The following is a 13441-nucleotide window of genomic DNA, read 5'->3' on the forward strand; positions in this document are numbered from 1 at the left end:
CCAGCCGAACCGACACAATTATCTGCGGCGAACAGGCTTGGTGGGCACCAGCTCGCTCCGGCTCGCACGGCTCCTACCGGGGCTCTCGTACGTCGCACGAGGTGCTGGAAGGACGCATCTTGGCTGATTTCCGCCAGAGCTCAAACAACTCCGTACCTGGAGCTCCAAACCGGGTGTCCTTTGCCAAGCTCCGTGAACCGCTTGAGGTTCCGGGGCTGCTCGACGTTCAGACCGATTCTTTCGAGTGGCTGATCGGCTCGCAGGGTTGGCGGGAGCGCGCATTGGAGCGCGGCGACGTCAGCCCCAAAGGCGGCCTCGAAGAGGTACTCGACGAGCTGTCGCCGATCGAGGACTTCTCCGGCTCGATGTCCCTGTCGTTCTCCGACCCCCGCTTCGACGAGGTCAAGGCGCCGGTCGACGAGTGCAAAGACAAGGACATGACGTACGCGGCTCCGCTGTTCGTCACTGCCGAGTTCATCAACAACAACACCGGTGAGATCAAGAGCCAGACGGTGTTCATGGGTGACTTCCCGATGATGACCGAGAAGGGCACGTTCATCATCAACGGCACCGAGCGTGTCGTCGTCAGCCAGCTGGTCCGCTCGCCCGGTGTGTACTTCGACGAGACCATCGACAAGTCCACCGAGAAGACGCTGCACAGCGTCAAGGTGATCCCCAGTCGCGGCGCCTGGCTGGAGTTCGACGTCGACAAGCGCGACACCGTCGGTGTCCGTATCGACCGCAAGCGTCGCCAGCCCGTCACCGTGCTGCTCAAGGCCCTCGGCTGGACCAACGAGCAGATTCACGAGCGGTTCGGCTTCTCCGAGATCATGATGGGGACTTTGGAGAAGGACAACACCGCCGGCACCGACGAGGCGCTGCTGGACATCTACCGCAAGCTACGACCGGGCGAACCGCCGACCAAGGAGTCCGCGCAGACCCTGCTGGAGAACCTGTTCTTCAAGGAGAAGCGTTACGACCTGGCCCGGGTGGGCCGATACAAGGTCAACAAGAAGCTCGGCCTGCATGTCGGCGATCCGATCACCAGCTCGACGCTGACCGAAGAGGACGTCGTCGCCACCATCGAGTACCTGGTCCGCCTGCACGAAGGCCAGCACACGATGACCGTCCCGGGCGGCACCGAGGTGCCGGTGGAGACCGACGACATCGACCACTTCGGCAACCGCCGCCTGCGCACCGTGGGTGAGCTGATCCAGAACCAGATCCGGGTTGGCATGTCCCGGATGGAGCGCGTCGTCCGCGAGCGGATGACCACTCAGGACGTCGAGGCGATCACGCCGCAGACCCTGATCAACATCCGGCCGGTCGTCGCCGCGATCAAGGAGTTCTTCGGCACCAGCCAGCTCTCGCAGTTCATGGACCAGAACAACCCGCTGTCGGGTCTGACCCACAAGCGCCGTCTGTCGGCGCTGGGGCCGGGCGGTCTGTCCCGTGAGCGTGCGGGCCTGGAAGTCCGTGACGTCCACCCGTCGCACTACGGCCGGATGTGCCCGATCGAGACCCCGGAGGGTCCGAACATCGGTCTGATCGGGTCGCTGTCGGTGTACGCGCGGGTCAACCCGTTCGGCTTCATCGAGACGCCGTATAGACGCGTCGTCAGCGGAGTTGTCACAGATGAGATCCACTACCTGACCGCCGACGAGGAGGACCGCCACGTGGTGGCGCAGGCCAACTCGCCGATCGACGGTGACGGACGGTTCGCCGAACCGCGCGTCCTGGTCCGACGGAAGGCGGGCGAGGTCGAGTACGTGCCGTCGTCCGAGGTGGATTACATGGACGTCTCACCGCGCCAGATGGTGTCGGTGGCCACCGCGATGATTCCGTTCCTCGAACACGACGACGCCAACCGTGCCCTGATGGGTGCCAACATGCAGCGCCAGGCGGTTCCGCTGGTGCGCAGCGAGGCACCGCTGGTGGGCACCGGGATGGAGCTGCGTGCGGCGATCGACGCCGGCGATGTCGTCGTGGCCGAAGAGGCCGGCGTCATCGAGGAGGTGTCGGCGGACTACATCACCGTCATGCATGACACCGGCACCCGGCGCACCTACCGGATGCGCAAGTTCGCCCGCTCCAACCACGGCACCTGCGCCAACCAGTCGCCGATCGTGGACGCCGGGGACCGGGTGGAAGCCGGCCAGGTGATCGCCGACGGCCCGTGCACCGAGAACGGTGAGATGGCCCTGGGCAAGAACCTGCTGGTGGCCGTCATGCCGTGGGAGGGTCACAACTACGAGGACGCCATCATCCTGTCCAACCGCCTCGTCGAAGAGGACGTGCTCACCTCGATCCACATCGAGGAGCACGAAATCGACGCCCGCGACACCAAGCTGGGCGCCGAGGAGATCACCCGGGACATCCCGAACGTCTCCGACGAGGTGCTGGCGGACCTGGACGAGCGGGGCATCGTGCGCATCGGCGCGGAGGTTCGCGACGGCGACATCCTGGTCGGCAAGGTCACCCCGAAGGGCGAGACCGAGCTGACCCCGGAGGAGCGGCTGCTGCGTGCCATCTTCGGCGAAAAGGCCCGCGAGGTCCGCGACACCTCCCTGAAGGTGCCGCACGGTGAGTCCGGCAAGGTCATCGGCATCCGGGTGTTCTCCCGCGAGGACGACGACGAACTGCCCGCCGGGGTCAACGAACTGGTCCGGGTCTACGTCGCCCAGAAGCGCAAGATCTCCGACGGTGACAAGCTGGCCGGACGTCACGGGAACAAGGGCGTCATCGGCAAGATCCTGCCGGTGGAGGACATGCCGTTCATGCCGGACGGCACTCCTGTGGACATCATCCTGAACACCCACGGTGTGCCGCGACGGATGAACATCGGCCAGATCCTGGAGACCCACCTCGGCTGGGTGGCCAAGGCCGGCTGGAACATCGAGGGTGCCCCGGACTGGGCGGCCAATCTGCCGGAGGATCTGCGGCACGCTGCGCCGAACCAGATCGTCTCCACTCCGGTGTTCGACGGCGCCAAGGAAGAGGAGCTGCAGGGCCTGCTGTCCTGCACGCTGCCCAACCGCGACGGCGATGTGATGGTGAATGGCGACGGCAAGGCCGTGCTGTTCGACGGGCGCAGCGGGGAGCCGTTCCCGTACCCGGTGACGGTTGGCTACATGTACATCATGAAGCTGCACCACCTGGTGGACGACAAGATCCACGCCCGCTCCACCGGGCCGTACTCGATGATCACCCAGCAGCCGCTGGGCGGTAAGGCGCAGTTCGGTGGCCAGCGGTTCGGTGAGATGGAGTGCTGGGCCATGCAGGCCTACGGCGCGGCCTACACGCTGCAGGAGCTGTTGACCATCAAGTCCGACGACACGGTCGGTCGTGTGAAGGTCTACGAGGCGATCGTCAAGGGCGAAAACATCCCCGAGCCGGGCATCCCGGAGTCGTTCAAGGTGCTGCTCAAGGAGCTGCAGTCGCTGTGCCTCAACGTCGAGGTGCTGTCGTCCGACGGCGCGGCCATCGAGCTGCGCGAAGGCGAGGACGAAGACCTCGAGCGGGCCGCGGCCAACCTGGGAATCAACCTGTCGCGCAACGAATCCGCGTCTGTCGAGGACCTTGCCTGATCTTCTTACGAACCAGCTTTTCAGTCACTAAACCCGCAAGGGGAAAGGGAGTTACGTGTTAGACGTCAACTTCTTCGATGAACTCCGAATCGGCCTGGCGACCGCGGAGGACATCCGTCAGTGGTCCTACGGCGAGGTCAAGAAGCCGGAGACCATCAACTACCGCACGCTCAAGCCCGAGAAGGACGGCCTGTTCTGCGAGAAGATCTTCGGGCCGACTCGCGACTGGGAGTGCTACTGCGGCAAGTACAAGCGCGTGCGCTTCAAGGGCATCATCTGCGAGCGCTGCGGCGTCGAGGTGACCCGTGCCAAGGTGCGCCGTGAGCGGATGGGTCACATCGAGCTGGCCGCCCCGGTCACCCACATCTGGTATTTCAAGGGCGTACCGTCGCGGCTGGGCTACCTGCTGGACCTGGCTCCCAAGGATCTCGAAAAGATCATCTACTTCGCCGCCTACGTGATCACCGCGGTCGACGACGAAATGCGGCACAACGAGCTCTCCACGCTCGAGGCCGAAATGGTGGTGGAGCGCAAGGCCGTCGAGGATCAGCGCGATGCCGACCTGGAGGCCCGCGCGCAGAAGCTGGAAGCCGACCTGGCCGAGCTGGAGGCCGAGGGCGCCAAGGCCGACGCCAAGCGCAAGGTCCGCGACAGCGGTGAGCGCGAGATGCGTCAGCTGCGCGACCGCGCGCAGCGCGAGCTGGACCGGCTGGAGGACATCTGGAGCACGTTCACCAAGCTGGCCCCCAAGCAGCTGATCGTCGACGAGAACCTCTACCGCGAACTGCAGGACCGCTACGGCGAGTACTTCACCGGTGCCATGGGTGCGGAGTCGATCCAGAAGTTGATCGAGAACTTCGACATCGACGCCGAGGCCGAGAACCTGCGTGAGGTCATCCGAAGTGGCAAGGGGCAGAAGAAACTTCGCGCGCTCAAGCGCCTGAAGGTGGTCGCCGCTTTCCAGCAGTCGGGCAACTCGCCGATGGGCATGGTCCTGGACGCCGTCCCTGTCATCCCGCCGGAACTGCGCCCGATGGTGCAGCTCGACGGTGGCCGGTTCGCCACGTCGGACCTCAATGACCTGTACCGCCGCGTGATCAACCGCAACAACCGGCTCAAGAGGCTGATCGACCTCGGCGCGCCCGAGATCATCGTCAACAACGAGAAGCGGATGTTGCAGGAGTCGGTGGACGCGCTGTTCGACAACGGCCGCCGTGGCCGCCCGGTCACCGGGCCGGGTAACCGTCCGCTGAAGTCGCTGTCCGATCTGCTCAAAGGCAAGCAGGGTCGGTTCCGCCAGAACCTGCTCGGCAAACGTGTCGACTACTCGGGCCGCTCGGTTATCGTGGTCGGCCCGCAGCTCAAGCTGCACCAGTGCGGCCTGCCGAAGCTGATGGCACTCGAGCTGTTCAAGCCGTTCGTGATGAAGCGGCTCGTCGACCTCAACCACGCGCAGAACATCAAGAGCGCCAAGCGGATGGTGGAGCGTCAGCGTCCGCAGGTGTGGGACGTGCTTGAGGAAGTCATTTCCGAGCACCCTGTGCTGCTGAACCGCGCGCCCACGCTGCACCGGCTGGGCATTCAGGCCTTCGAGCCGATGCTGGTGGAAGGCAAGGCAATTCAGCTGCACCCGTTGGTCTGTGAGGCGTTCAACGCCGACTTCGACGGTGACCAGATGGCCGTGCACCTGCCGCTGAGCGCCGAGGCGCAGGCAGAGGCGCGCATCCTGATGCTGTCGTCGAACAACATCCTGTCGCCCGCCTCCGGCCGTCCGCTGGCCATGCCGCGACTGGACATGGTGACCGGGTTGTACTTCCTGACCACCGAGGTTCCCGGCGACAAGGGCGAGTTCCGGCCCGCGGCGACAGACCAGGCGGAGACCGGGGTCTACTCCTCGCCGGCCGAGGCCATCATGGCCGCCGACCGCGGGGTGCTCTCGGTGCGGGCCAAGATCAAGGTGCGGCTGACCCAGTTGCGTCCGCCGACCGAACTCGAGGCCGAGCTGTTCGGCGCGAACGGCTGGCAGCCGGGCGACGCCTGGGTTGCCGAGACGACGCTGGGCCGGGTGCTGTTCAACGAACTGCTGCCGCTGGGCTATCCGTTCGTGAACAAGCAGATGCACAAGAAGGTGCAGGCCGCGATCATCAACGACCTGGCCGAGCGCTACCCGATGATCGTGGTCGCGCAGACCGTGGACAAGCTCAAGGACGCCGGTTTCTACTGGGCGACCCGCAGCGGCGTCACGGTGTCGATGGCCGACGTGCTCGTTCCGCCGCGCAAGAAGGAGATTCTGGACGCCTACGAAGAGCGCGCGGAGAAGGTCGAAAAGCAGTTTCAGCGTGGGGCTTTGAACCACGACGAACGCAACGAGGCCCTGGTCGAGATCTGGAAGGAAGCCACCGACGAGGTCGGCCAGGCGCTGCGGGAACACTACCCGAGCGACAACCCGATCATCACCATCGTGGAGTCGGGTGCCACCGGTAACTTCACCCAGACCCGAACGCTGGCCGGCATGAAGGGTCTGGTGACCAACCCGAAGGGTGAGTTCATCCCGCGCCCGATCAAGTCGTCGTTCCGCGAGGGCCTGACCGTGCTGGAGTACTTCATCAACACCCACGGCGCGCGAAAGGGCTTGGCGGACACTGCTTTGCGTACCGCCGACTCCGGCTACCTGACCCGTCGTCTGGTGGACGTCAGCCAGGACGTGATCGTGCGCGAGCACGACTGCCAGACCGAGCGCGGCATCGTCGTCGAGCTGGCCGAGCGTCAACCGGACGGCACCCTGATCCGTGACCCGTACATCGAAACCTCGGCGTACGCACGCACTCTGGGCGCCGACGCCGTCGACGAGGCCGGCAATGTCGTTGTCGCGCGTGGCGAGGACCTCGGCGACCCGTCGATCGAGGCCCTGCTGGCGGCGGGGATCACGCAGATCAAGGTGCGTTCGGTGCTGACCTGCACCACCGGAACCGGCGTCTGCGCCACCTGCTACGGCCGGTCGATGGCCACCGGCAAGCTGGTCGACATCGGCGAGGCCGTGGGCATCGTCGCCGCCCAGTCCATCGGTGAGCCCGGCACGCAGCTGACCATGCGTACCTTCCACCAGGGTGGTGTGGGTGAGGACATCACCGGCGGTCTGCCGCGTGTCCAGGAGCTGTTCGAGGCCCGGGTGCCGCGTGGCAAGGCGCCCATCGCCGACGTCACCGGTCGCGTCCGTCTCGAGGACGGCGAGCGCTTCTACAAGATCACCATCGTCCCCGACGACGGCGGTGAGGAAGTGGTCTACGACAAGCTGTCCAAGCGTCAGCGCCTGCGGGTGTTCAAGCACGAGGACGGTTCCGAGCGGGTGCTCGCCGACGGCGACCACGTCGAGGTGGGCCAGCAGCTGATGGAAGGCTCGGCCGACCCGCACGAGGTGCTGCGGGTGCAGGGCCCGCGTGAGGTGCAGATCCACCTGGTCCGCGAGGTCCAGGAGGTCTACCGGGCCCAGGGTGTGTCGATCCACGACAAGCACATTGAGGTCATCGTGCGCCAGATGCTGCGCCGGGTCACCATCATCGACTCGGGCTCGACGGAGTTCCTGCCCGGTTCGCTGATCGACCGTGCGGAGTTCGAGGCGGAGAACCGCCGGGTGGTGGCCGAGGGCGGCGAGCCCGCCGCCGGCCGTCCGGTGCTGATGGGCATCACCAAGGCGTCGCTGGCCACCGACTCGTGGCTGAGTGCGGCGTCGTTCCAGGAGACCACGCGGGTGCTGACCGACGCGGCGATCAACTGCCGCAGCGACAAGCTCAACGGTCTGAAGGAGAACGTGATCATCGGCAAGCTGATCCCGGCCGGTACCGGCATCAACCGGTACCGCAACATCGCGGTTCAGCCGACCGAGGAGGCCCGCGCCGCGGCGTACACGATCCCGTCGTACGAGGACCAGTACTACAGCCCGGACTTCGGCCAGGCGACCGGTGCCGCGGTTCCGCTGGACGACTACGGCTACAGCGACTACCGGTAACTACCGCGAGCAGACGCAAAAGCCCCCATTTCCTCCGGAAATGTGGGGCTTTTGCGTCTTGTCGCACATCCCCACCTGAGCGGCTATCCACATAGTGGCCCGCCAGGCTCACTTCTAACACATGTCGTCGCACACTCTGGGCCATCATCCGGCCCATGGACATCGAAAGCGCTCTACGGGCCAACGGCGGACTTGCGACGACTGGCCAATTGCTGACCACCATGAGTCGCAAGCGACTGGCAGTACTTGTCAAGGCGGGCAGGCTTATTCGAGTGTGCCGCGGTGTCTACGGCCTGCACGAACCGGACGTGTTCGAGCAGTTGGCTGCCCTGGACCTGCTTGCCCGTGAACCGATCGTCGCCTGCATGAGTACCGCCGCGGCGCTGTACGGCTTTGACACCGAGGGTAATTCGCGCCTGCACATCCTCGACCCGGGAGTGCGCATGCGGCCGTCCGCGGGCCTCATGGTGCATCAGCGAGTCGGCGCACCGCTTCGACGTGTGGAGGGCCGGCTGGCGACCGCGCCGTCTTGGACAGCGATCGAGGTCGCGCGGTCTTTGCCGCGGCGACGCAGTCTTGCCACGCTGGACGCTGCCTTGCACGTCAGGGCATGCAGCAGAGGCGAACTCGACGCGGCGATCCGCGAGCAGAAGGGCCGACGCGGCATCGTCAGGGTGCGGCAGCTGATTCTCCATGCTGACGGGCGCGCCGAGTCGCCGATGGAAAGCGAGACGCGACTGGTGTTCATCGACAACAAGGTTCCCAAGCCGGACCTGCAGTACAACATCACTGACGACTACGGCAAGCTCTGGCGTGTCGACTTCGCCTGGCCTGAGGCCATGGTCTACGCCGAGTACGACAGTGTGCAGTGGCATTTGGGCCGCGAAGCCCTCTTGCACGACCGGCTGAAAACCGCGCGACTGCAGGAATTCGGCTGGCTTGGGATACCGATCACTGTCGACGACGTGCGCGGCGACCCCGTAGGGCTTGCCGACCGTCTCAAATATCACTTGGCGAACAGACGCAAAGGCGCCCAAATAGCTCCTGAATTAGGGGCTCTAACGTCTGCTCGCGCCAACCTCAGCGCACCGTGAACTCGTGCGTGGTGGCCTGGAACGGCTCCAGCCTGCCGTGAGTGTCGCGGGCCATCCCGTGGTGGACGATGCGGTAGTGCCCGGATGCGGCATCATCGGGAATGTTCCACCGGATGCGAGCGTGCGAGCCGCTGCGGCCGTCGCGCTGCCACCCGAAGGTCGTCGACCAGTCACCGTCGTCGGCAACGCGCACCCACTGATCGCCCTCGAGGCGGACCACTTCGAGAAAGGTGCGGTTGCGGTGGACGTCGTTGTTGGGCGACGCGCTGACGAACACCGCTTCCACCGCCTGACCCGGGCGGTATGTCGGGTCCGGTTCCGCGACGATCGCGCCGAAGGAACCGGTGTCGGCGGGGCCGGAGCGTAGCCAGCTTCGGGGCCTGCGGGCGCGGGGGCCGGCCGTGTGCGGCACCGGACGGCCGTCCCGCAAGGCTTCGGCGAGCCCGGCCACGGTCTGCATGAGCGCCGGCAACTCCCATCGACCGAACAGGGTGCTCCCGCCCTCGTACCGCTGTTCGAGATACTCCTCGGGCGTCGTCACGTAATGGATGTAGGCGTTGCAGTAACCCACGCAGAGCACGTCCGCGAGGTCGGCGCCGACGATCGAAGCCACCGTGCGACGCAAGCGGAGGCCCGAGACGATGGTCGGTTCACCGGGAATGCAAATCAGGTAGAGCCGGCCGATCCGCAGCAGCTGAACCGGAACGACCTCCTGGATGAACGGCGCCAGCCGGTTCACCGCGTGGGCCGGGATAACCATGCCCTTGGGCTCCTGTACCGCCCGAAGCCTGCCGGCGAGTCGGTAGATGCCTCGAGAAATTCTGTCCCAGAAGGGGTTTCGGCCCTGGCGGAAACCCGCGAAGCCCTCGCCTTCGTCGGTTCCCGCGAACATCGCAGCGGCGATCATCGGGCGTCCGGTACGCCGCTCGTGACCGTCAGGGGTGTACTCTCCACGGATCCGGACGTTACTGAGATCGACGTAGGTTAGCCGGGAGTCAACCACGCTGCCGATCGGCTCACCGGTGTTCAATTGTGCGAACGCATCCTCGTATTGGGACAACCCGACCAGGCGCGTATTCTCCAGTTCGCTGTCGGCCCGCGACGGGCCGTAGGCGATCGGTCCGTCGACGTGTGGGCTCATGTCACCCGGATTGGTCTGGGCGAAGGCGGCGATGAAGTCGGGCTGGCCGTCCAGATAGTCCACGCCGGCGACGGTGCGTTCCCAGTGATAAGCGGCGAAGCCTTTGTTGTCGCCGGAGATCAGCAGATTGCGGTTGGTCATGCTGGTGCCGTGAGTGGCGAAGAAATGGATTGTGCCCACGGTCTTTTCGTCACGATCGATTCTCACCAGCGTGGTGTGCGGATCGATGCGGTCGGGGAAGTGCGCACGATCGGAGGCCGGGTTGCGGTCGAAGGCTGCCGGCGACCGGTTGATGCTGGCCCCATGCAACTCCCCGTGCGACAGTGTCACTTCGGCCGGCGAAAGTTCATCATGGGCGTGACGCACCGATTCGACGACGCCCTCGACGACGGCCGAGAAGGTCGTCGGCCGGAACCCGCTGGTAGACAGGTTGTACAGCAAGTGTCCGCAGTAGCCGCCGGGAGCGGAGTGTGTGTGCGTCGTGGTGATCACCGTGTTCTTTGCGGTGTATGTGTCGCCGTAACACTTCGCCAACCGTCGTAGCACCTCGTCGGTGACGTTCTGCATCGGCAGCGGCAACTCGGCGACCACCAGCAGGACCCGCGCTTGGGAAGTCGCGAAAATGAAGGCGCGTGACCGCAATCGAAGGTGGATACCCGCGGTGCGCTGCTCGATCTTTCCGTAGCCGAGCATGCCGCAGTCGGCGGCTTCGCCGGTGATGTCGGAGATGCCCCGTCCCACGCTGAGCCCCGCCAAAGACAACGTCACCTCCCCGATCCTCACGCCGCGTAGGTCGCGGCGGTGATTGCCCGCTGCACGCGGCAATGCTGGGCAGGACTCACACCTTATGCGCACGACGCCTGGGCGAATGTGCCGTCCTTATTAAACTCGGGGAGTGCTTATCGGTTCACATGTCAGTCCCGGAGATCCCCTGGCGGCAGCGCAGGCTGAAGGCGCTGAGGTGGTACAGATCTTCCTGGGCAATCCGCAGAGCTGGAAGGCGCCGAAGCCGCGCGACGATGCCGCCGAGCTCAAGGCCGCGGCGCTGCCGATCTACGTGCACGCTCCGTATCTGATCAACGTCGCTTCACCGAACAACCGGGTCCGAATCCCGTCGCGCAAGATTCTGCAGCAGACGTGCGACGCCGCGGCCGAGATCGGCGCGGCCGCGGTGATCGTGCATGGCGGCCACGTCACCGACGACAACGAACTCGACGAGGGGTTCCAGCGCTGGCGCAAGGCGCTCGATCAGCTCAACTCCGAGGTGCCGGTGTATCTGGAGAACACCGCCGGCGGCGACCACGCGATCGCGCGCCGCTTCGACACCATTGCCCGGCTCTGGGATGTCATCGGCGACACCGGTATCGGCTTTTGCCTGGACACCTGCCACACCTGGGCGGCGGGCGAGGAATTGGTGAACGCGGTGGAGCGCATCAAGGCCATCACCGGACGCATCGACCTGGTCCATTGCAACGATTCCAAGGACGCGGCCGGCTCGGGGCGCGACCGGCACGCCAACCTGGGTAGCGGCGAGATCGATCCGGCTCTGTTGGTGGCGGCGGTCAAGGCCGCCGACGCGCCGGTGATATGTGAGACCGCCGAAGAGGGCCGAAAGGACGACATCGCGTTTCTGCGGGAAGAAACGAATCGCTGACCGGCGCCACGTGTCTTTGACCGTGCCGGTTTACCGGATGACGCCCTGGTCCATCAGAGCCGCTTCGAATTCTTCGACACCCAACGGCTGGCTGCACAGCTCCCGCGCCTCATCGGCGGGAAGCCCGAACATCCGCAGCAGGTCTTGGGTTACCTGGTCGGCGGTTTGTGCCGCGTCGCGCTCGGGTTCGGCTTGCACGAGCTGGCCCAGACCCAGCAAGGCTCCGGCGGCGACAGCCATCGCCAGTGCGGGGTCGGCGACCTGGAACCTGCCGGCCTTGGTCGCCGCGGCGATATCGCGCTTGGCGCGCGGTGCCAGACCCCGTTCAGCTGTGATCAGTTCCAATCCGTGGTTGAGGACGATGCGGCTTTCCGGCCGGCGAAACATTCGTCCGGTAAGCCGGAAACTGTAGGCGAATGCCGCGGCAGGATCGTCGATCGTCGCGGTCAACGCATCGAGCAAGGCACCGTGGGCGTCCAGCACCTCATCGATGGCGGCGTCGAACAGCTGTTCGCGGCTCTCAAAGTGGTTGTAGAACGACCCCACACCGACGTCGGCGGCCTGACAGATGTCCTGGATCGGGACGTGCAGGGTTCCGGCGGCGATGAAACCCTGCGCGGCCGTGATCAGCGCGGCGCGGGTGCGCTGCTTACGCCGCTCGATGCGGTTGAGCGGCCGGTCGTTGCGGTCCAGCGTATTCCCCCATCTCCAATGCGTTCTAACTGAGCATACCTCGGTTGTGAAGATCTCTTCAGTAAGGGGCTTGACTGACAGTTGCTTCTTGAGTGAAGATATCTTCAAGTATAGCTCCAGCGGGAGGTGTTCCGGTGACTCCAGAAGTAACGGCACATAGTGGCCGGCACAGCCAGGCGGGAGCCCGCAATGGGGAACACCCCGGTCGGTCGCGAAACCCGGTGATCCGGGTCCATGACATCGCATGGCTGGAGTTCGAAAAGCGGGACCTGGATCGGGCCGAGGCATTTGCGCGCGCCTTCGGCTTCATCACGGCCCTGCGCACGCCCGATGAGCTGCATCTGCGTGGCACGGACCCCAATTCGGCGTGCGTGATCATTCGGCGGGCCAGGCGGTCGCGGTTTGTCGCGGCAGCCTTCACAGCTGCGGATCACGCGGATGTCGTGCGTCTGGCCGATGCCACCGGGCGCACGCCCCAGCGACTGCCTGACCCGTTGGGCGGGCTGGCCGTGATCTTGCCGGACCCCAGTGGGCAGACGGTCACGGTCGTATCAGGGGCTCATGAGCTTGGGGAGCTGCCTGCTCACCAGCCGCTGAGCTTCAACTTCGGGCATGAGCTGCGCCGCGTCAACACACCGCAACGACCGCCGTTGCGACCCGCGGCGGTGCAGCGGCTCGGCCATGTGGTGCTGCAAACCACGAGATATCGCCAGACGCTCGACTGGTATCTGGACACCTTGGGCTTGATCGTCAGCGACTTTCTGTTCTACCCCGATCAGCGTGACGGGGGGCCGGTCATGAGTTTCATGCGTTGTGATCGCGGTCTGACGCCAACCGACCACCACACCCTTGCGCTGTCGTTGGGATCTGCAAACCGCTACGTCCACTCGGCCTACCAGGTCAGCGATCTGGACAGTCTGGCGGTCGGCGGCCAGTACCTCGCCGAGTGTGGTTATCAACGTTCATGGGGCATCGGCCGGCACGTTCAAGGCAGTCAGATTTTCGATTACTGGCGTGATCCGGAAGGGTTCATGGTCGAGCACTTCAGTGACGGGGATATGTTCGACTGCTCGCTGGAACCTGGCTGGGCACCCTTCAGCGTATCCGGACTTGCGCAGTGGGGGCCTTCTCCGACAAAGGATTTCCTGGGCACCAGCACCAGGTCGCTGCCACGAGAGGCGCTTTCGGTTGCTCGCGCCCTGAGTGCCGAGAATGAGTTCGATTCCCGCCGGCTTCGGGGTCTGTCAAAGGCGGCCAGCTCGTGAG

Annotated in this window: 7 protein-coding genes; 5 read left to right on the forward strand and 2 right to left on the reverse strand. The window is 65.2% G+C overall.

Going from position 1 to position 13441, the window contains the following annotated elements:
- Window positions 1–101: 101 nt before the first annotated feature.
- The 3 genes from rpoB to ACX9NE_RS23300 all read left to right on the forward strand — a co-directional run bounded on the left by rpoB (window position 102) and on the right by ACX9NE_RS23300 (window position 8687).
- Window positions 102–3587, forward strand: a complete 3486-nt coding sequence (gene rpoB, locus ACX9NE_RS23290) for a DNA-directed RNA polymerase subunit beta (RefSeq protein ID WP_459363614.1) — start codon at window positions 102–104, stop codon at window positions 3585–3587.
- Window positions 3588–3642: 55 nt separating this feature from the next.
- Window positions 3643–7593 (forward strand): DNA-directed RNA polymerase subunit beta', encoded by a 3951-nt coding sequence (locus ACX9NE_RS23295; protein WP_459363615.1) that lies wholly within the window; start codon window positions 3643–3645, stop codon window positions 7591–7593.
- A 155-nt stretch (window positions 7594–7748) separates the two neighbouring features.
- Entirely contained in the window at window positions 7749–8687 is a 939-nt protein-coding gene (locus ACX9NE_RS23300) for a type IV toxin-antitoxin system AbiEi family antitoxin domain-containing protein (protein WP_459363616.1), read from the forward strand.
- Here the strand turns inward: ACX9NE_RS23300 and ACX9NE_RS23305 are convergent.
- Entirely contained in the window at window positions 8674–10596 is a 1923-nt protein-coding gene (locus ACX9NE_RS23305; protein WP_459363617.1) for a neutral ceramidase, read from the reverse strand. The genes ACX9NE_RS23300 and ACX9NE_RS23305 overlap by 14 nt on opposite strands.
- A gap of 127 nt (window positions 10597–10723) precedes the next feature.
- Between ACX9NE_RS23305 and ACX9NE_RS23310 the strand changes: the two genes are divergently transcribed.
- The gene (locus ACX9NE_RS23310) at window positions 10724–11482 is read left to right on the forward strand and encodes a deoxyribonuclease IV (protein ID WP_459363618.1); all 759 of its coding nucleotides are present in this window, start codon (window positions 10724–10726) and stop codon (window positions 11480–11482) included.
- A gap of 30 nt (window positions 11483–11512) precedes the next feature.
- On the opposite strand, the gene ACX9NE_RS23315 is transcribed toward ACX9NE_RS23310, so the two are convergent.
- Window positions 11513–12175: a TetR/AcrR family transcriptional regulator gene (locus ACX9NE_RS23315; RefSeq protein ID WP_459363674.1), complete on the reverse strand. Its 663-nt coding sequence runs from the start codon at window positions 12173–12175 to the stop codon at window positions 11513–11515.
- 134 nt (window positions 12176–12309) lie between these two features.
- Here ACX9NE_RS23315 and ACX9NE_RS23320 point away from each other — a divergent pair, with 134 nt between their 5' ends.
- Window positions 12310–13440 carry a VOC family protein gene (locus ACX9NE_RS23320; RefSeq protein WP_459363619.1) on the forward strand — a complete coding sequence of 377 codons (1131 nt, stop codon included), beginning with the start codon at window positions 12310–12312 and terminating at the stop codon, window positions 13438–13440.
- Window position 13441: the final 1 nt, after the last annotated feature.

Source organism: Mycobacterium sp. ML4 (genome assembly GCF_054515735.1).